Annotated in this window: 15 protein-coding genes and 2 rRNA genes (1 of these 17 running past the window's edge); 13 read left to right on the top strand and 4 right to left on the bottom strand. The window is 67.5% G+C overall.

Going from position 1 to position 19,466, the window contains the following annotated elements:
• The 5 genes from L1Z78_RS19295 to L1Z78_RS19275 form a co-directional block, all read left to right on the top strand.
• Positions 1-1,625 (top strand): 23S ribosomal RNA (locus L1Z78_RS19295) (it extends 1,251 nt beyond the left edge of the window).
• 127 nt (positions 1,626-1,752) lie between these two features.
• Positions 1,753-1,865: ribosomal RNA gene (rrf, locus tag L1Z78_RS19290) — 5S ribosomal RNA — on the top strand.
• Positions 1,866-1,992: 127 nt separating this feature from the next.
• Positions 1,993-2,736 carry a 16S rRNA pseudouridine(516) synthase gene (locus L1Z78_RS19285; RefSeq protein WP_234637976.1) on the top strand — a complete coding sequence of 248 codons (744 nt, stop codon included), beginning with the start codon at positions 1,993-1,995 and terminating at the stop codon, positions 2,734-2,736.
• 19 nt (positions 2,737-2,755) lie between these two features.
• The gene (gene guaD / locus L1Z78_RS19280) at positions 2,756-4,162 is read left to right on the top strand and encodes a guanine deaminase (RefSeq protein ID WP_234637975.1); all 1,407 of its coding nucleotides are present in this window, start codon (positions 2,756-2,758) and stop codon (positions 4,160-4,162) included.
• Positions 4,163-4,209: 47 nt separating this feature from the next.
• On the top strand, positions 4,210-5,583 hold the full coding sequence (locus L1Z78_RS19275; protein WP_234637974.1) for a uracil-xanthine permease family protein: 1,374 nt from the start codon (positions 4,210-4,212) through the stop codon (positions 5,581-5,583).
• A 79-nt stretch (positions 5,584-5,662) separates the two neighbouring features.
• Here L1Z78_RS19275 and L1Z78_RS19270 read toward each other — a convergent pair whose 3' ends face one another.
• Genes L1Z78_RS19270 through L1Z78_RS19260 form a run of 3 tightly spaced genes read right to left on the bottom strand, consistent with a single transcriptional unit; the run spans position 5,663 to position 8,343 of the window.
• Positions 5,663-6,112, bottom strand: coding sequence for an RNA-binding S4 domain-containing protein (locus L1Z78_RS19270; RefSeq protein WP_234637973.1), 450 nt, complete (start codon positions 6,110-6,112; stop codon positions 5,663-5,665).
• A gap of 4 nt (positions 6,113-6,116) precedes the next feature.
• Entirely contained in the window at positions 6,117-7,610 is a 1,494-nt protein-coding gene (locus tag L1Z78_RS19265; protein ID WP_234637972.1) for a sensor histidine kinase, read from the bottom strand.
• A gap of 10 nt (positions 7,611-7,620) precedes the next feature.
• A complete protein-coding gene (locus tag L1Z78_RS19260; RefSeq protein ID WP_234637971.1) occupies positions 7,621-8,343 on the bottom strand; it encodes a response regulator transcription factor in 723 nt (240 codons plus the stop codon).
• A 100-nt stretch (positions 8,344-8,443) separates the two neighbouring features.
• Here L1Z78_RS19260 and L1Z78_RS19255 point away from each other — a divergent pair, with 100 nt between their 5' ends.
• The 3 genes from L1Z78_RS19255 (at position 8,444) to L1Z78_RS19245 (ending at position 11,704) form a co-directional block, all read left to right on the top strand.
• Positions 8,444-9,403 (top strand): Bug family tripartite tricarboxylate transporter substrate binding protein, encoded by a 960-nt coding sequence (locus tag L1Z78_RS19255; protein ID WP_234637970.1) that lies wholly within the window; start codon positions 8,444-8,446, stop codon positions 9,401-9,403.
• A 217-nt stretch (positions 9,404-9,620) separates the two neighbouring features.
• Complete coding sequence (locus tag L1Z78_RS19250; RefSeq protein WP_234637969.1) at positions 9,621-10,190, top strand: tripartite tricarboxylate transporter TctB family protein; 570 nt, start codon at positions 9,621-9,623, stop codon at positions 10,188-10,190.
• Positions 10,190-11,704: a tripartite tricarboxylate transporter permease gene (locus L1Z78_RS19245; RefSeq protein ID WP_234637968.1), complete on the top strand. Its 1,515-nt coding sequence runs from the start codon at positions 10,190-10,192 to the stop codon at positions 11,702-11,704. The genes L1Z78_RS19250 and L1Z78_RS19245 overlap by 1 nt, the downstream gene beginning before the upstream one ends.
• A gap of 308 nt (positions 11,705-12,012) precedes the next feature.
• Here L1Z78_RS19245 and L1Z78_RS19240 read toward each other — a convergent pair whose 3' ends face one another.
• Complete coding sequence (locus L1Z78_RS19240) at positions 12,013-12,618, bottom strand: TetR/AcrR family transcriptional regulator (RefSeq protein WP_234637967.1); 606 nt, start codon at positions 12,616-12,618, stop codon at positions 12,013-12,015.
• 224 nt (positions 12,619-12,842) lie between these two features.
• Here L1Z78_RS19240 and L1Z78_RS19235 point away from each other — a divergent pair, with 224 nt between their 5' ends.
• The 5 genes from L1Z78_RS19235 (at position 12,843) to L1Z78_RS19215 (ending at position 19,446) form a co-directional block, all read left to right on the top strand.
• The gene (locus L1Z78_RS19235; protein WP_234637966.1) at positions 12,843-14,687 is read left to right on the top strand and encodes an ABC transporter ATP-binding protein; all 1,845 of its coding nucleotides are present in this window, start codon (positions 12,843-12,845) and stop codon (positions 14,685-14,687) included.
• Positions 14,681-16,486: an ABC transporter ATP-binding protein gene (locus L1Z78_RS19230; protein ID WP_234637965.1), complete on the top strand. Its 1,806-nt coding sequence runs from the start codon at positions 14,681-14,683 to the stop codon at positions 16,484-16,486. Before L1Z78_RS19235 ends, L1Z78_RS19230 begins: the two co-directional genes overlap by 7 nt.
• Complete coding sequence (locus L1Z78_RS19225) at positions 16,486-17,433, top strand: ABC transporter permease (RefSeq protein WP_234637964.1); 948 nt, start codon at positions 16,486-16,488, stop codon at positions 17,431-17,433. The genes L1Z78_RS19230 and L1Z78_RS19225 overlap by 1 nt, the downstream gene beginning before the upstream one ends.
• Positions 17,433-18,383, top strand: a complete 951-nt coding sequence (locus tag L1Z78_RS19220; protein WP_234637963.1) for an iron chelate uptake ABC transporter family permease subunit — start codon at positions 17,433-17,435, stop codon at positions 18,381-18,383. Before L1Z78_RS19225 ends, L1Z78_RS19220 begins: the two co-directional genes overlap by 1 nt.
• A gap of 67 nt (positions 18,384-18,450) precedes the next feature.
• A complete protein-coding gene (locus L1Z78_RS19215) occupies positions 18,451-19,446 on the top strand; it encodes a siderophore ABC transporter substrate-binding protein (protein ID WP_234637962.1) in 996 nt (331 codons plus the stop codon).
• Positions 19,447-19,466: the final 20 nt, after the last annotated feature.

Raw genomic sequence — 19,466 nt, 5'->3', positions numbered from 1 at the left:
AGTAGCGTTAAAGGGGGTGAAAAGCCCCCTCGCCGTAAGCGCAAGGTTTCCTACGCAACGTTCATCGGCGTAGGGTGAGTCGGCCCCTAAGGCGAGGCAGAGATGCGTAGCTGATGGGAAACAGGTCAATATTCCTGTACCGATGTGTAGTGCGATGTGGGGACGGAGAAGGTTAGCTCAGCCAACTGTTGGATATGTTGGTTCAAGCCTGTAGTCGTGCCTGGTAGGCAAATCCGCCGGGCTTAGATGAGGGGTGATAACGAGTCTGCTTGCAGACGAAGTGAGTGATACCCTGCTTCCAGGAAAAGCCACTAAGCTTCAGCTACACACGACCGTACCGCAAACCGACACTGGTGCGCGAGATGAGTATTCTAAGGCGCTTGAGAGAACTCTGGAGAAGGAACTCGGCAAATTGATACCGTAACTTCGGGAGAAGGTATGCCGCAAGTAGGTGAACTTGTACAAAGGGAGCCCAAAGCGGTTGCAAAAAATCGGTGGCTGCGACTGTTTAATAAAAACACAGCACTCTGCAAACACGAAAGTGGACGTATAGGGTGTGACGCCTGCCCGGTGCTGGAAGATTAAATGATGGGGTGCAAGCTCTTGATTGAAGTCCCAGTAAACGGCGGCCGTAACTATAACGGTCCTAAGGTAGCGAAATTCCTTGTCGGGTAAGTTCCGACCTGCACGAATGGCGTAACGATGGCCACACTGTCTCCTCCAGAGACTCAGCGAAGTTGAAATGTTTGTGATGATGCAATCTCCCCGCGGAAAGACGGAAAGACCCCATGAACCTTTACTGTAGCTTTGTATTGGATTTTGAACGGATCTGTGTAGGATAGGTGGGAGGCTTTGAAGTGAGGACGCTAGTTCTCATGGAGCCGACGTTGAAATACCACCCTGGTGCGTTTGAGGTTCTAACCCAGGTCCCTTATCGGGATCGGGGACAGTGCATGGTAGGCAGTTTGACTGGGGCGGTCTCCTCCCAAAGCGTAACGGAGGAGTTCGAAGGTACGCTAGTTACGGTCGGACATCGTGACGATAGTGCAATGGCATAAGCGTGCTTAACTGCGAGACTGACAAGTCGAGCAGATGCGAAAGCAGGACATAGTGATCCGGTGGTTCTGTATGGAAGGGCCATCGCTCAACGGATAAAAGGTACTCTGGGGATAACAGGCTGATACCGCCCAAGAGTTCATATCGACGGCGGTGTTTGGCACCTCGATGTCGGCTCATCTCATCCTGGGGCTGTAGTCGGTCCCAAGGGTATGGCTGTTCGCCATTTAAAGAGGTACGTGAGCTGGGTTTAAAACGTCGTGAGACAGTTTGGTCCCTATCTTCCGTGGGCGCTGCAGATTTGAGGAAGCCTGCTCCTAGTACGAGAGGACCGGAGTGGACACACCTCTGGTGTATCGGTTGTCACGCCAGTGGCATTGCCGAGTAGCTAAGTGTGGAAGAGATAACCGCTGAAAGCATCTAAGCGGGAAACTCGTTTCAAGATGAGATCTGCCGGGGCCTTGAGCCCCCTGAAGAGTCGTTCGAGACCAGGACGTTGATAGGCTGGGTGTGGAAGCGCAGTAATGCGTTAAGCTAACCAGTACTAATTGCTCGTGAGGCTTGACCCTATAACTTTGATGACGAAGTGATCATCAAGGTGGTTATGCCAAGTAAGACGCAGTCGAAATATAAAGCTGATTGAAGACTCTATGAATTAGTTGTGTTGCCCCGAGGGCAGCATGACAACAAGTTATGCCTGATGACCATAGCAAGTTGGTACCACTCCTTCCCATCCCGAACAGGACAGTGAAACGACTTTGCGCCGATGATAGTGCGGGTTCCCGTGTGAAAGTAGGTCATCGTCAGGCTCTTACAGCCCAAGAAACCCCGTAGCCCAAGGCTACGGGGTTTTTTGCTTGTTTGCGCACAATACCTGTGTCGTCCCCGCGCGATGTGCATGCGCCATGGGACGTGCAGCCGGCTTGAAAGATGAACATGCAACTGCAAGACATTCTGTATTCCCAAGGTTTCGGCATCCGCCGCGTGTGCTCGGGGCTGGTCCAGCAGGGCTGGGTGGAACTGTGGGACAGTGAAGCCAACGACTGGGTGCGTTGCCTTGATTCGACGCAGGACCTGGATCCCGAAGGCCTGCGCTTTCGCGTGCAGGGCGTGGAGTGGCAATACCATGCACCAGGCTATGTGCTGCTGCACAAGCCGGCTGGCACGGAATGCTCGCAGAAGCCCTCTTCCTATCCCAGCATCTACACACTGCTGCCCATGCCCTTGCGCCAGCGCCCCAACAAGGGGGCTGTTCAAGGCGTGCAGGCCGTGGGCCGCCTGGACCAGGACACGACGGGTCTGCTGCTGCTCAGCGATGATGGGCAGTTCATCCACCGCATGAGCTCGCCCAAGAAGCATGTGCCCAAGGTATACCGCGTGACCACCAAGCACCCGGTCGATGCCGGTCAGATCAAGCGCCTGCTCGACGGCGTGGTGCTCGACGACGACCCCAAGCCCGTCAGGGCCGCCGCCTGCGAGCAGGTGAGCGAGCATGTGCTGGACCTCACGCTGACCGAAGGCAAGTACCACCAAGTCAAGCGCATGATCGCGGCCGTCGGCAACCGCGTCGAAGGTCTGCATCGCTGGAAGATCGGCGAACTGGAGCTCACTGACGACCTGCAGCCAGGTCAGTGGCGCTGGCTTACCGCCGAGGACATGACCAAGCTCAAGGCGCGGTGAGGCAGGGGCAGCGCTTTCCATGATGAATTCCTCTTCTCCACTGGGCTGGGCCCTGCTGTGCACCGCCTTTGATGCCCCCTCCCCGGACGCACTGCGTATCCAGCAGGACGTGCTGATCGTGGTGGACGGCAACGGCATGATCGATGCCGTGCTGGAGCGGGACCATCCCCGCCGCGCCGTACTGGAGGCCGCGCATGCGGCCGCAGGCACCTTGGCGCGCCTGCCCGAGGGCCAGTACCTGCTGCCCGGCATGGTGGACCTGCATGTGCATGCGCCGCAGTGGCCGCAAAGCGGCAAGGCGCTGGACGTGCCGCTGGAAGTCTGGTTGCAGGAATACACCTTCCCTCTGGAGGCCCGCTACGGCGATGCCGGCTTCGCCGCCCAGGTGTACGACAGCGTGGTGCGCACCCTGCTGGCCAATGGCACGACGACCGCCATGTATTTCGGCACCATCCATGCCGTGGGCAACCAGGTGCTGGCCGAACGTTGCCTGGCCCTGGGCCAGCGCGCCCTGGTGGGCAAGGTCGCCATGGATGAGCCCACGCAGTGTCCTTCCTTCTACAAGGACGCCAGCGCCGTGGAGGGCATCAAGGAGACGGAACGCTTCATCGACTGGCTGCGCGGCCATCCCGACAACGGGCAGCAGCGCGTGCTGCCGGCGATCACGCCGCGCTTCATCCCTTCATGCACGGACGAACTGCTGCGCGGCCTGGGCGCACTGGCACAGCGCACGGGCGCCCATGTGCAGACGCATTGCTCGGAAAGCGACTGGGCCCATGCCCATGTGCTGCAGCGCCAGGGCATGACCGACGCGCATGCGCTGCACGCCTTCGGCCTGCTCACGCGCCGCACGGTGGTGGCCCACGCCAACTTCCTGACGCCCGAGGACGTGGCGCTGATGGCGTGCACGGGGGCTTCGGTCGCGCACTGCCCGCTGTCCAACTTCTACTTCGCCAACAGCGTGTTCCCGGCCCGTGGCGGCCGCGCTCAGGGATTGGGCATGGGGCTGGCCACGGACATCTCGGGCGGCTACAGCCCCAGCATGTTCGATGCCTGCCGCCATGCCATGACAGCCTCGCTGGCCTTGCACGAGGGCGTGGAGCCGGATCTGTCGGCCGCGCGGCGCGGCAGGGCCGGGCATGGGCAGCAGGCGCGCATCGACCATGTCTTCGCGCTGTGGCTGGCCACGGCGGCGGGTGGCAGCGCGCTGGACCTGCCCATAGGGCGCATCGAGCCCGGCTGTGCCATGGATGCCATCGCCGTCGATTGTCTTGCGCCGGACTCCAATGTGCAGATCTGGCCCGGGCAGGACGGTCCGGCCGACATCCTGCAAAAGATCATCCACCATGCCACGCGCGCCAATGTGGCCAGCACCTGGGTGCAGGGCGCATGCGTGCACCAGCGCCATCGCCACGGCCCGGCCTGAGGGTGGGCTGTGTTCGTGCTCCGCCTGATTTCCGCGTTTTCCGTTCCATGACCGAACCGACTTCCTCCTACGAAGGGCGCCTGATCGCCCGTCCCGACGACCGCGTCACGCTCTCGCAGGCCCTGTTGCTGGGCCTCCAGCATGTGATGGCGATGGACGTCTATGTCGTGCCCTTCATCATCGCCTCGGCCCTGGCGCTGTCGCAGGTCGATGCGGCGTCCATGATCCAGTCCACCTTCCTGGCGGCTGGACTGGGCACGCTGATCCAGACGGCCTGGTGCATGCGCATGCCGGTGGCCCAGGGGCCTTCCTATATTCCACTGGGCGCCATCCTGGCCGTGGCCTTTGGCGCGGGCGGGGGCTTCGGCGGCATGGGCTCCGTCTATGGCGCCTTGATCCCGGGGGCCCTGATCGTCATCGCACTGGGTGCGCTGGGCTGGTTCCATCGCGTGATCCGCTGGCTGGTGCCGCCCATCGTCGGTGGCACCATCATCCTGGTGGTGGGTCTGTCGCTGCTGCCCATCGCGCTGAGCGCCAATGTGTTCTCGGTGCATGGCGGCATGACGGTCAACCAGTCCATCGCGCTGGCCTCGGTATCGGCGGCGCTGCTGATCGCGGCCATGATGCTGGGCCTGCGCTTTGACAATCGCCTGGGCCGCTGGATGCGCCTGTCGTCCGTGATCATCGCCCTGGCCGGCGGCACGGCCGTGGCCTGGGCCATGGGCCTGTTCACCTGGCAGCCGGTCGCCGATGCGCCCTGGCTGACCCTGCCCAAGCTGGCGGGTATCGACTACCCGCTGCAGTTCTCGCTGCCTGCCGTGCTGACCTTCGTGGTGATCTACCTGGTGGTGATGGCCGAGACCACGGGCACCTGGTTCGCGGTCTCGGCCGTGATCAACCAGCCCATCACCAGCCGCCAGCTGGACCGCGGCGCCGTGGGCGAGGGACTGAGCTGCAGCCTGGCGGCGCTGATCGGCGCCACGCCGGTCACCGGCTATTCAACCAATGCCGGCGTGATCTCGATCACGGGCGTGGCCAGCCGCATGGTCTTCGTCGCCGCCGGCCTGGTGCTGGCCTGCCTGGGTTTCCTGGGCAAGTTCTCGGCGCTGATCGCGGCCATTCCCTCGCCCGTGATCGGCGGCATGTTCGCCGTGGTCTGCGTGACCATTGCCATGGCCGGCATCCGCATCCTGCGCCACGTACGACTGGACGAGCGCGCCATGCTGGTGGTGGGCGTGCCCATCATCTGCTCGTTCTTCGCCACGCTGGCGCCCAAGGAGTGGGTCCAGACCCTGCCGGCCATGCTGCAGTACCTGCTGGGCTCGGCCGTGACCGTGGGCGCCATGGCTGCCATGGTGATGAACCTCATCCTTCCGAAAGCACAGGACGACGACGCGCCCGCGCGGGACCAGGTGGTCTGAGCACGGAGCAGGCTGCCCGCCTGACAGCAAAGGCCATGTGCAGCTTCTGCACATGGCCTTTTTGCATGGGGTGAGAGGCTCAGCGCCGGTCCAGGTCGTCGATGGAGGCGCTCCAGCGGCTGTCCCAATGGCTGCGTTCGCGCACCTGGTCGATCTGGCGACGGTCGCGCTTGGTGGGGCGGCCTTCATGCTGGCTGGCGATGCTGCTGGCCGGCTCGGGGGCCAGTCGGCGCTGCTCGGCCAGCCGCTCGCGTTCGGCCAGGCTTTCGGCGGTTTCCTCGTACAGGGCCTGGGCCACGGGGGCCGGGCCGCGCATGCCGGACAGGCCGCGGATGACCACGGTGCGCGGGATCTGGCCCTGGCGCAGCGCCACGGTGTCGCCGCAGCGCACCTCGCGCGCGGGCTTGACCAGGGCGCCGTTGACGGTGATGCGGCCCTTGCCGATCTCCTCCACGGCCAGGCTGCGCGTCTTGTAGAAGCGCGCGCACCACAGCCATTTGTCCAGACGCATCGATTCGTTTTCGCTCATGGCGCTATTGTGCGCGCGGCGCCGGTCGCTCGCCAGTGGCCTGCGGCATCGGCAGCGCGACATGGGCATGCAGTCCGCAGACCAGGCCCTGCCGATAGATGTTGCGCAGCTCGATGGCACCGCCCAGCGTCTGCACGATCTCGTGGCAGATGGCCAGGCCCAGGCCCGAGCCACTGCGCGCATTGCCGGCCGAGAAGGGCTGGAACAGCCGCTGCGCCAGTTCGCTGTCTATGCCCGGCCCGCTGTCGCGCAGGCTGAGCACGGCCTGGCTGCCGGCCTGGTGCACGCTGATGTGCAGGCTGCCGCCCGCGGGCATGTGGCGTATGGCGTTGTGCAGCAGGTTGCGCGTGAGCTCGCGCAGCATCCATTCGTGCGCGGGCACGGGGCAGGGCTCGGTGTCGATGGAGAAGTCGATGTCCTGCTCGGCGATCAGCGGCGACAGCTCGATGGCCACGTCGCGCACCACCTCGTCCAGCGGGCTGGGCGCGGGCGGTGCGGGCTGGGTGCTGTCTTCCTGGCGCAGCTGCTCGACCTTGGCCAGGGCCAGCATCTGGTTGGCCAGCCGGGTGGCGCGTTCCACGGTGGCGCCGATTTCCTCGAAGGCCTGCTCGGCCGGCACATCGGCGCGCTGGGCCGACTGCAGCTGGGCCTTGAGCACGGCCAGGGGCGTGCGCAACTGGTGGGAGGCATCGCGCACGAAGCGCTTCTGGTCCGACAGCAACTGGCGCAGCCGCAGCATGAGCTGGTTGATGGCCTCCAGCAGCGGTTGCAGCTCGCGCGGCGCGGCAGGCGCGGCCAGCGGGCTCAGGTCGCCGCGCGGGCGCGCGCGCAGGTCGCTGCTGAGCTGGCGCACGGGCTGGGTGGCGCGCTGCACGACGAAGACCACGATCAGTGCCACGGCCGCCACCAGCAGGGCCTGGCGCGCCAGCGTGGTGCGCAGGATCTGCAGGGCCAGCGTCTCGCGCAGCTCCAGGGTCTCGGCCACCTGGATCACGGCCATGCCGCGCCCCTCGGAGCTGGCCACGGGCTGCAGCAGCACGGCCACGCGCACGGGGCGGCCGCGAAACTGGTCGTCGTAGAAGTCGACGAGGGCCGCATAGGGCGGGCGCTGCGGGATGACGCCATGCCACATGGGCAGCTCGGCGAAGCCCGAGACCATTTCCCCGTCCAGCGTGGAGACGCGGTAGAACATGCGGCTCTGGTTGTCGGCCTCGAAGATCTCCAGCGCGGAGTAGGGCACGATGGCATGCAGCCGCGCCGCCTCGTCATAGCCCGTCACGTCCAGCTGTTCGCTGATGCTCTTGGCCGAGGCCAGCAGCGTGCGGTCATAGGCGGTGTTCAGCGAGGCCCGCGTCTGGTGGTACAGGCTCCAGGTATTGAAGCCGATGAAGAGAATGACCGGCACGAGGATGCCCGTCAGCAGCTGGCGGCGCAGCGACCAGGAGGACGCTGAGCGCGTGCGCGCCGGGGCGGGAAGGGGCAGGCCGGGATCACGCATGGCGTGCGGATCAGGCGGCCTGCGCCTTGAGCAGATAGCCCAGGCCGCGCAGGGTGACCAGTTGCACGCCCGTGCCTGACAGCTTCTTGCGCAGCCGGTAGGCGACGACTTCGACGGCCTCGTACTGCACATCGGACTCGCCGGGGAAGACCAGGGCGAACAGGCGCTCCTTGGCCACCGCATGACCGGGGCGGGCCAGCAGCGCATGCATCAGGGCCAGCTCGCGCGGGGTCAGCTCCATCACCTCGCCATCGCGGTGGATGGCGCCGCTGGCCTTGTCGTAGCGCAGCGCGCCCATGGCGATGGTCTCGGGCGGGGGCTTGGGCGCGAAGCTGTCGCTGCTGCGGCGCAGCAGGGCGCGTAGCCGGGCTTCCAGCTCGTCCAGATCGAAGGGCTTGGCCAGGTAGTCGTCCGCGCCCGCGTTCAGGCCCAGCACGCGGTCACCCACGGTGCCACGCGCCGTGAGGATGAGCACCGGCGTGCGCAGGCCCTGGCCGCGCGCCTGCTCCAGCACCTGCAGGCCGTCCAGGCCGGGCAGGCTCAGGTCCAGCACCACGGCGTCGGGCTCGCGTACCAGCCATTGCGCCAGGGCCGAGGGGCCGTCGGCCGCCGTCTCCACCTGGATGCCGCGCCGTATCAGCGTGCGCTGCAGCGTGGTGCGCATGGCGGTGTCGTCTTCTACAAGCAGCAATTGCATGGACTGCACGTTAGCACCGGCCGCGACGCGGGCCATCGCACCGGGATCGATCTAGGGATTCCCCTAGGGGTTTGGACAGCCATTTGACAGCTAGCAAACCGATCATCGACAGCCTTACAACACAAGGAGTCAAACCATGCGTCGCGATACCTTTCTGAAGTCGCTGGCGGCCCTGGCCGCTGCGGGCAGCCTGCCGCTGTCCGCGCAGGCCGCCGTAGCCGTCAAGATGATGCTGCCGGCCAACCCCGGCGGCGGCTGGGACACCACGGGCCGTGCCCTGGGCAAGGCTTTGCAGGACGCGGCGCAGGCTTCTTCGGTCACCTATGACAACAAGGGCGGTGCGGCAGGCGCCATCGGCCTGGCGCAGTTCGTCAACGGCAGCAAGGGCGATCCCAACGCCATGATGGTGATGGGCGCCGTGATGCTGGGCGGCATCATCACCGGCAAGCCCCCGGTCAACCTGAGCCAGGCCACGCCGCTGGCGCGCCTGACCAGCGAATACAACGTCTTCGTGCTGCCCGCCAACTCCCCCTACAAGAGCATGGCCGAGGTGATCGCCCAGCTCAAGAAGGACCCGGGCTCCATCAAGTGGGGCGGTGGCTCGCGCGGCTCCACCGAGCACATCGCGGCGGCCATGATTGCCCGCGAAGTCGGCGTCGACCCCTCCAAGATCAACTACGTGGCCTTCCGTGGGGGCGGCGAGGCCATCTCCGCCATCCTGGGTGGCAACGTCACCGTGGGCGGCAGCGGCTACAGCGAGTTCGCCGAGTACATCGGCACCGGCAAGATGAAGCCCATCGGCGTGACCTCGGGCCAGCGTCTGAAGGGCGTGGATGTTCCCACGCTCAAGGAGCAGGGCATCAACGTGGAGATCGGCAACTGGCGCGGCGTCTACGGCGCGCCCGGCATCTCCAAGGCCCAGCGCGATGCGCTGGTGGCCATGATCGAAAAGGCCACCAAGAGCAAGGCCTGGGCCGAAGCCCTGCAGAAGAACGACTGGACGCCCGCATGGCTGGCCGGCGATGCCTTCGGCGAGTTCGTGGACCAGGAGTTCGCGAGCCTGCGCGCCACCATGGTCAAGTCCGGCATGGTGTGATCGCACGGCGCCGCGCCGGCCTCTTGCGGGGCTGGCGTGGCAGCGGCCCGCATCGCTGCGGGCCATGGCAGGCGCCAGTCGCAGCACCTGCTTCAAGAAACGGAAGATGCCCGCGCGCCGCGAAAGCGGCAGCCGGGTCCCGGCGGCTTCATTTTTTCCCCACATCCGCAGCGGTGACCTGCCCGGTCGCCGGTTGCGCTGCGGCCAGGAACAGACCATGTCCGAGTCCTCACAACCCCATTCCCTTGCCCCGGATGCCACCCAGGCCGATGCGCCCGGCGGCTTTCCCTCGGTGCGCGCGCAGACCCTCGTCGGAGCCGGCGTGCTGCTGGTCGCCGCAGGCCTGGCCTTCGGCGCTCTGCAGATTCCGTCCGACTCCGGCTACGGCGGCGTCGGCCCCAATTTCCTGCCCTGGCTGTGTGCCGCGGTGCTCGCGGTCTGCGGCGCCTGGCTGGTCTGGGAGGCGCGCACGGGCGGCTACCGCGAGGCCTCCGCTCCCGGCGGCCACCCGCGCGCCGACATCGGCGCCTTCGTCTGGGTGTCGGCCGGCCTGCTGGTCAATGCCGCGCTGATCGCCACCGTGGGCTTCATCGTCAGCTGCACCATCTGCTATGTGCTGGCCGTGCAGGGCCTGCGCCGCGCCGGCGGCCAGACGCAGGCAGGCGCGCCCATCACCTGGGCCAAGGACGTGTTCACCGGACTGGTGATCTCGGCGCCCGTGTTCTGGGCATTCACGCAATTCCTGGCGATCAACCTGCCAGGCCTGACCGAGACGGGGTGGCTGTAATGGAAATCTTCGACGCACTGCTGGCGGGCTTCGCCACCGCCATCACACCGGCCAACCTGCTGTGGGCCCTGGTCGGCTGCGCGCTGGGCACGGCCGTGGGCGTGCTGCCCGGCATCGGCCCCGCCGTGGCCGTGGCCATGCTGCTGCCCATCACCGCCAAGGTCGATGTCACCGCATCGATGATCTTCTTCGCGGGCATCTACTACGGCGCCATGTACGGTGGCTCCACCACCTCCATCCTGCTGAACACGCCCGGGGAAACCGCGAGCATGGTCACGGCCATGGAGGGCAACAAGATGGCCAAGAGCGGCCGCGCGGGCGCCGCGCTGGCCACTTCCGCCATCGGCTCCTTCGTGGCCGGCACCGTGGCCACCGTGGTCGTCACGCTGTTCGCGCCCTCGGTGGCCGACTTCGCCGTCAAGCTGGGCCCGCCCGAGTACTTCATGCTCATGGTGCTGGCCTTCACCACCGTCAGCGCCGTGCTCGGCCAGAGCGCGCTGCGCGGCATGACGGCCCTGTTCCTGGGGCTGGCGCTGGGCTGCATCGGCATGGACCAGATCTCGGGCGCCGCGCGCTACACCATGGGCAAGATGGAACTGCTGGACGGCGTGGACATCGTCCTCGTGGCCGTGGGCCTGTTCGCCGTGGCCGAAGTGCTGTACGCGGCCATGTACGAAGGCAAGGTCGTCGAGTCGCAGAACAGGATGGGCCGCGTGCACATGACCGGCCGCGACTGGAAGCGCTCCTGGCCCGCCTGGCTGCGTGGCACCGTCATCGGCACGCCCTTCGGCTGCATTCCCGCCGGCGGCACCGAGATCCCCACCTTCCTGAGCTATGCGACCGAGAAGAAGCTGGCCAAGGGCGAGGACCGCGCAGAGTTCGGCACCAAGGGCGCCATCGAAGGCGTGGCCGGCCCCGAGGCCGCCAACAACGCCACCGTGACCGCCGCGCTGATCCCGCTGCTGACCCTGGGCATTCCCACCAGCAACACCACGGCCGTGCTGCTGGGCGCGTTCCAGAACTACGGCATCAACCCCGGCCCGCAGCTGTTCAGCTCCTCCGCGGCCCTGGTCTGGGCGCTGATCGCCTCGCTGTACATCGGCAACCTGATGCTGCTGGTACTGAACCTGCCCATGGTGGGCCTGTGGGTCAAGCTGCTCAAGATCCCGCGTCCCCAGCTGTACGCCGGCATCCTGATCTTCGCCACGGTCGGTGCCTACGGCATGCGCCAGAGCGCGTTCGACCTGTTCCTGCTGTACGGCATCGGCGTGCTGGGCGTGGTCATGCGCCGCTTCGACTTCCCCACCGCGCCCGTCGTGGTGGGCATGATCCTGGGCCCCCTGGCCGAGGCGCAGATGCGCAATGCCGTGTCCATCGGCGAAGGCAGCTGGTGGATCTTCCTGCAGCGCCCCATGTCGCTGACGCTGATCATCATCGTGGCCTGCGTGCTCATCGTGCCGCGCGTGCTCAAGCGCCTGCAGCCCAAGCCGTCGCCGGAGGCGGCAGCCGGCTGACGCCAACCCTTGCTAGCCGGCCCGGTGATGTCGCGCATGGCGTCCCGGGCCCCTGACAGCCCCTGCCTTTCGAGGCAGGGGCTTTTTTGTCGCTGGGCCGCCCCAAGACAAAAAGCGACCCACACGGGGGGCAGCGGACCTTGCGAAGCAAGGGGAGCGTGGGGGCACTTTTGTCGCCGGGCCGCCCCAAGACAAAAAGCGACCCCCACGGGGGGCAGCGGACCTTGCGCAGCAAGGGGAGCGTGGGGGCACTTTTGTCGCCGGGCCGCCCCAAGACACACGGGGCGGTCGATGCAATCCCGCGCCGGTCACCTGTCCAGCATCGCCAGCGCGCCCGTGACGAGGGCCTGCATGCCCTGGTCCAGCTCCACTTCCATCTCGGCCTCCTCGGCGGCGCGGTCGGCGTCCACGACAGGCTCGCGTCCTGCCACCGAATACACCGTGTCGGCTACCGCCATGCAATGGAAGGTCACGGTGGCCAGCAGCCAGCGCGACTGGTCTTCGGACAGTCCATAGGCCTGGGCGATGTGCCGCTGGTGGCCGACGATCTTGTCCAGCATGGGCTGGGTGGCGGCCAGCCGGCGGATCACATAGGGCGTCACGCCAGGGTGCCTCCTGACGAATTCGCGCACGGAGTTGGTGAAGACCTTCATGTAGTCCGGCAGGCCTGCGCGCCCGGCGCCACCGGCCTGGGGAATCTGCCAGCGCGTGAAGATTTCCTCGGCCACCAGGCGCTTGAGCTCATCCAGGCTGGGCACATGCTTGTAGAGCGCCATGTGGCTGACGCCCAGCGCGGCGGCCACGCCGACGAAGGTGATGTCGGGCAGCCCGATGTCCATGCCCGCCTGTGCGATGCGTTCGCGGGTGATGGTGCGGGGGCGGCCCCGCGTCGCGGGCGGCTCGGGCGGCTTCATGTCTTCTCCTTGGGGCATCGTGGGCACGGGGGGTCCCCACTGTAACCCCGTCCGGCATTTAGTTGAGTCCATGCAACTTAATCGTGGATTTAGTTTATAGTGATGAAATTAATTCTCATCTGCATCTGGGCCTGACTTCCATGCGGGCCGGCAAGGTGCGGCCGGCAAGGTGCGGCCATGGGAAGCCTGGTCCGGAGTTCCAAGTTTGCGGGTGTTTTTCCTTCATGAGCAGTTCTGACAACGCGGCGGGCCCCCTCGGGGGAGCCGGCCCCATCCGCCGGGTGCTGGCACCCATTGCCGGACCATTGGCCGCCGCCACGGCGCTGGCGGCCGTGGGATCCATGCTCGCGCTGGTGCCGCTGGCCGGCATCGCCCATGTCGCGCAGCTGGTGCTGGGCGGGCCGGCAGAGGCCACGGCCATGCAGCCGGAGCCGGGCCTGCGCGCCGAGGTCTGGTGGGCGCTGGGCATCAGCGTGGCATGCATGTTCGCCGGCATGGCCCTGGTGTCGGCGGGCGAGCTGCTCGCCCACCTGGCCGACAACCGCCTCACCAGCGGCCTGCGCCTGGCCGCGGCGCGGCGGCTGTCCCGCGTGCCGCTGGGCTGGTTCACCGACCGTGCCTCGGGCGAGGTCAAGCAGGCCCTGCAAGATGACATCGGCACGCTGCACAGCCTGACCGCGCACTTCTACACGGCCGTGGGGCGTGCCGTGGGGGCGATCGCCATCTCCGCCCTGTACCTGTTCGCGCTGGACTGGCGCCTGGCCCTGGTCGCGCTGCTGCCGTTCCCGGGCTTTTTCCTGTTCCTGCGCCATGCGATGAAGGCCAGCGGGGCGAACATGCAGGATTTCGTCGCGCGGCTTTCGCGCATCAACGGCGCGACGGTGGAGTTCGTCAGCGGCATTCCCGTGATCAAGGCTTTCGGCGTGGCCGGCAAGGCCCATGGCGGCTATCGGGAGGCGGTGGATGCGTTCGCCGAAGCCTTCACCGATTTCACCCGTCCGCTGGTGGCCGCGATGGCCCATGCCCACGCCATGATCGCGCCGGTGACGGTGCTGGGCGTGGTGCTGGCCGGTGGTGCGCTGTTCGTGGGCCTGGGCTGGATGGCGCCCGTGGATGTGCTGCCCTTCGTGCTGGTCGCGCCAGGCATCTGCGCACCCATGCTGCTGCTGCACACGCTGCTGCATGACCTGGGCAGCGCCACGGGCGCGGCGCAGCGCGTGCTGGCCTTGCTGGACACGCCGGTGCTGGCGCCTGCGGCACCGGGCCGGCAGCAGGTTCCGGCAGGCCATGCGGTGCGCTTCGAGAAGGTGGCCCATGCCTACGGCCAGGGGCATCAGGCGCTGGCGGGCATCAGCCTCACGCTGGAGCCGGGCACGGTCACGGCCATCGTCGGTCCCTCGGGGGCGGGCAAGTCCACGCTGGCGCGCCTGCTGCTGCGGTTCTTCGATCCGTCCGGGGGACGGATCCTGCTGGGCGGCGTGGACCTGCGGGACATCGAGACCGCGCAGCTGTACCGGCGCATCGGCTTCGTGCTGCAGGACGTGCGCCTGATCCACGCCAGCGTGCGCGACAACATCGCACTGGGCCGGCCATCGGCCAGCCAGCGGGAGATCGAGGATGCGGCGCGGGCCGCCCATATCCACGAGCGCATCCTGGCCCTGCCGCGCGGCTACGACTCGGTAGTGGGCGAAGACGCGCAGCTGTCCGGCGGCGAGAGCCAGCGCGTGGGCATCGCGCGCGCCGTGCTGCTCGATGCGCCCGTGCTGGTGCTGGACGAGGCCACGGCTGCGGCCGATGCCGGCAACGAGGCAGCGATACAGGCCGCGCTGTCGCGCTTCGCGCAGGGCCGCACGCTGATGGTCATCGCGCACCGGCTGGACACGGTGATGCATGCCGACCGCATCGTCGTGCTGGACGACGGTGCCATCGCCGAGCAGGGCACGCATGCGCAGCTGCTGGCGCTGCAGGGGCGCTATGCCCGGCTCTGGGCACAGGGCGGGTACGGACGAGGGGGGCCGGCCGGGCAGGGCGGTGCACTGGCCACGGCAACGCAGGAGCAGCCATGCTGAAGACTTTCGTACGCCTGCTGGGCGATGAGCTGCCCGTGCTGCGCCGCTATGCCTGGATGGCCGGGGCCTACGGGATCCTCTGCGGGTTGTCCACGGCGGCCCTGGTGCCGGTCCTGCGCCATCTGCTGCAAGGCGATGTGCGGCACGCGGCAGCCTGGCTGGCCGTGCTGCTGGCCGGGGTGCTGCTGTGCTGGCTGTTGCGCCGCCATGTGGAGCGCGCCGGGGTGCGCGTGGGCGTGGCCGTGCTGCGGCAGGGGCGCCACCATCTGGGCGAGCATGTGGCGCGCCTGCCGGTGGGCTGGTTCAACCCCCGCAACACGGCGCGGCTGGGCCATGTCGTCATGCAGGGCATGATGGCCGTGGCCCAGCTCCCGGCCCATGTGTTCACCCCGGTCATCACCGGCGTGGTGGCGCCCGTGGTGCTGGTCGTGGCCCTGTTCTTCCTGCATGCGCCTCTGGGCTGGATGGCCCTGGTGGCATTGCCTTTGCTGGCGGGCGTGCTGGCGTTCACGGCCCGGCTTGCACGGCGCGCCGATGACGCCTTCCACCAGCGCTTTGCCGATGCCAGCCAGCGCATGGTGGAGTTCGCCCAGGCCCAGTCGGTGCTGCGCGCCTTCAATGGCGAGGGCGGTGGCCTGCGCCTGCTGGAGCAGGCGGTGCAGGAACAGCGCCAGTCGGGCACGCGCCTGATCTGGCTGTCGGCCAGCGCATCGGTGCTCAACGCCTGGGCCGTGCAGGCCGTGTTCGCGGCCTTGCTGACCGCAGCGGTGCTGTGGATGGACGAGCGCCTCGGTGCCGGGCTGCCGGCGGACGCGGTCGCGGCGGTGGTCGTGGCACTGCTGCTGGTCAGCCGCTATATCGATTCGCTGCTGGAAGTGGTCGGCTACGGCGAGGTGCTGCGCGGTGCGCGCAGCCAGCTCGACGCGGTGCGCGAGCTGTTCGAGGTCCGGCCCCTGCCCGAACCCGGACTGCCGCAGGCGCCGCGCGATGCCTCGGTCGAGCTGCGGGGCGTCCATTTCCGCTATGCATCACAGGGGCTGGAGACCGCCGACGTGCTGCGCGGGGTGGACCTGCACGTCACGGCCGGCAGCATGACGGCCCTGATCGGAGAGTCCGGCTCCGGCAAGACCACGCTGGCCCGGCTGATCGCGCGCTTCTTCGACGTGGACCAGGGCAGCGTGCTCGTGGGCGGCGTGGATGTGCGGCAGATGTCCAGCGCCGTGCTGGCGCGGCAGATCAGCCAGATCTTCCAGGACAGCTACCTTTTCACGGGCAGCATCGGCGAGAACATCCGCATCGGCAAGCCCGGTGCCAGTGATGCCGAAGTGCTGGAGGCCGCGCGCCAGGCCGGCGTGACCGAGGTCATCGCGCGCCTGCCCCAGGGCCTGGACACGCCCGTGGGCGAGGGCGGGGCGCGCCTGTCCGGCGGCGAGCGCCAGCGCATCGCCATTGCCCGGGCGCTGATCAAGGACGCGCCCATCCTGCTGGTGGACGAGGCCACGGCCGCCCTGGACGCGGAAAACCAGGCCGTCATCGCCGAGACACTGGCGCGGCTGCGCGGACGGCGCACGCTGGTGGTCATCGCCCACCAGCTGTCCACCGTGGCCATGGCCGACCAGATCGTGGTGCTGGAAGGCGGCCGGGTGGTGGAGCAGGGCGCGCCCGCGCAACTGCGCGAGGGGCAGGGGCACTACGCCCGTTTCCTGCGCCAGCGCGAGGCCTCCAAGGGCTGGCGCGTCGCGCCGGCTGCATCGGATGCGGCGGATGCCTCGACGGCACCGGACGGAGCGCAGGCCTGATGCCCGTGCGTGCGAGCCTGCTGGGCCTGTTCATCGTGCTGTGCGGCGCCTCGCTGCTGGTCGGCGCGCGGCAACTCGCCTGGTCCCAGCTGTGGCCACTGTCCGGGGATGCCTGGCTGACGCTGACGGCCAGCCGGCTGCCGCGCCTGGCCGCCCTGGTGCTGACGGGGGCGGGCCTGGCGGTCTGCGGCGTGATCCTGCAGCACATCGTGCGCAACAAGTTCGTGGAGCCGGCCACCTCGGGCGGGCTGGACGCGGCCAAGCTCGGCATCCTGGTGGGGCTGACGGTGGCGCCCGCCGGCGGGACGACGGTCCGGATGCTGTTCGCGCTGGTCTTTTCCTTTGCCGCCAGCCTGGTCTTCATGGCCATCGTGCGCCGGATCCGGTTCAGGAACACGGTGCTCATTCCCGTGATCGGCCTGATGTACGGCGGCGTGCTCAGCGCCGTGGCCGAGTTCCACGCCTACCGCAACAACATCCTGCAAAGCATGCAGGGCTGGCTGCTGGGCGACTTCTCCAGGATCGTGCAGGGCAACTACGAAATCATCTACCTGATCCTGCCCATCGTGGCGCTGACCTATCTGTTCGCGCACCGTTTCACCGTGCTGGGCCTGGGCGAAGGCATGGCCACCAGCCTGGGCCTGAACTACCCGGCCACGGCGGCCCTGGGCCTGATGCTGGTGGCCGTCACCGTGTCCGCCACGGTCATCACCGTCGGGGCCATTCCCTTCGTCGGCCTGGTCATTCCCAACCTGGTGGCGTTGCGCCATGGCGATCACCTGGACCGCACCCTGCCCCTGGTGGCGCTGGGCGGCGCCTCGCTGCTGCTGGGCTGCGACATCCTGGGACGGCTGCTGATCCACCCGTTCGAGGTCCCCATCGGCCTGACGGCGGGCGGTGTGGGCGGCGTGCTGTTCCTCGTCCTCATCCTGCGCAGGAGCCGATGATGCCCCGCATTCGCCGGCATGCCGCCTGGATGGCGGTTCTGGGCCTGGCCCTGGCCTTCGTGCTTTTCCGTTCGGGGCTGGACCTGGACTACGTCATCCCCAAGCGCCTGGCCCGGCTGGCGGCCATGGTCCTGGGCGGGATCTGCGTGGCCTGGTCGTCCATCGTGTTCCAGACCCTCACCGGCAACCGGATCCTGACGCCCGCCATCATGGGATACGAGGCGGTCTACCTGCTGCTGCAGGCCTTGCTGCTGCTGGTGCTGGGCACGCAAAGCCTGGTGCTGCTCGGCGCCAATGGCAACTTCGCGCTGTCCGCCGTGCTGATGCTGGGCTATTCATGGGCCATGCACCGATGGCTGCTGCGCGATGCCCGCAACAACGTGTACTTCCTGCTGCTGCTGGGGCTGGTGCTGACCATGGTGATCGCCACCTTCACGCAGTTCGTCCAGCTCAAGGTCAGCCCGGGCGAGTTCTCCGTGCTGCTGGGGTTCAGCCAGGCGTCCTTCGGCAAGGCCGGTGCAGGGCAGCTGATCGCCTCGGCCGTGGTCGTCGCGGCCGTGGGCCTGGCCGGGTTCAAGGCCCTGCCTTCGCTGGACGTGCTCTCGCTGGGCCGCGACCAGGCCATCTCCCTGGGCGTGGATTACCAGCGCACCGTGCGGCGGTACTTCGCGCTGGTCGCGGTGCTGGTCGCGGTATCGACCAGCCTGCTCGGGCCCACGGCCTTCATGGGCATCTTCGTCGCCAACGCCACCTATGCGCTGGCCCGCGGCTTCAGGCACCGCGCCACCCTGCCCATGGGCTGCGCCATTGCCATCGCCATCTTCATCCTGGCCCAGTTCGCCGTCGAGCATGTCTTCAACTACCGCACCACCGTCGGCATCCTGGTCAATCTGGCCTGCGGCGCCTGGTTCCTCGCGCTGATGCTGCGCACGCGGGGCGGCGGCGCATGAACAGGTCCATCCGCCTTCGCGCACGGGTGCCGGCCCGCCACGCATAACACGCTCTAGGAGAGTCGCAATGAACTTCCATCCCCCAAGCCGACGCCAGGCACTGGCCCTGTTGATCGCCGCCACGGCCACGCTGGCCGGCTGTGGCGAAAAACCGCCCCAGGCCTCTGCGGCCGGCCCGCAGCCCATGCCTGCCGCGCCCGGCTACGAGCCCGTCACCGTGCAGCACCAGCTGGGTACGACCGTGATCGGCAAGCTGCCGCAGCGCGTGGTGGCGCTGGACATGAACGAGGTCGATTTCCTCGACCAGCTGGGCGTGCCGGTCGCGGGCATGCCCAAGGACTTCGTGCCGCACTTCCTCGCCCGCTACAAGGACGCCCCCGAGGTCCAGGACATGGGCTCCATCGTCCAGCCCCACCTGGAGCGGGTGCACGCGGCCAAACCGGACCTGATCCTGATCACCTCGCTGCAGGCCGGCCACTACAAGGAGCTTGCCGAGATCGCACCGACCATCCACTTCGACGTGGACTACCGTGACAGCCAGGCCCGCCACATCGACGTCGTCAAGGACCACCTCCTGACCCTGGGGCGCATCTTCGGCAAGCAGGACCTCGCCCGCGAGAAGGCCGCCGAGCTGGACGCCAAGGTGGCCCAGGCCCGGCGCGTGACCGAAGGCCGCCCGGAGAAGGCCCTGATCGTGCTGCACAACAACGGCGCCTTCAGTTCTTTCGGCGTGCAGTCGCGCTATGGCTTCATCTTCAGCGCGCTGGGCGTGCAGCCGGCCAGCGCCACGGCGGAAGCCGGCCTGCACGGCCAGCCCGTGTCCAGCGAATTCATCCAGCAGGCCGATCCCGACATCCTCTACGTGGTGGACCGCACGGCCGTGATGGAGCGCCAGCCGGCCCTCAACGCCGAGACGCTGGCCAACCCCCTGCTGCGCCAGACCAGGGCCTGGAAGAACGGCCGCGTGGTCTTTGCCGATGCGCAGGCCTGGTACGTCACCGCCGCCAGCGTGAACTCCCTGAAGCTGGTGATCGACGACGTGATCAAGGGCTACGGCAACTGATGCCTGCGGGGAGCTGTCTC

The sequence above is a fragment of the Delftia tsuruhatensis genome (assembly GCF_903815225.1).
Taxonomy (GTDB): Bacteria; Pseudomonadota; Gammaproteobacteria; order Burkholderiales; family Burkholderiaceae_C; genus Comamonas; species Comamonas tsuruhatensis_A.
The sequence above is the reverse complement of the archived record's forward strand: the minus strand, read 5'-3'. Positions and strand labels throughout refer to the sequence as shown.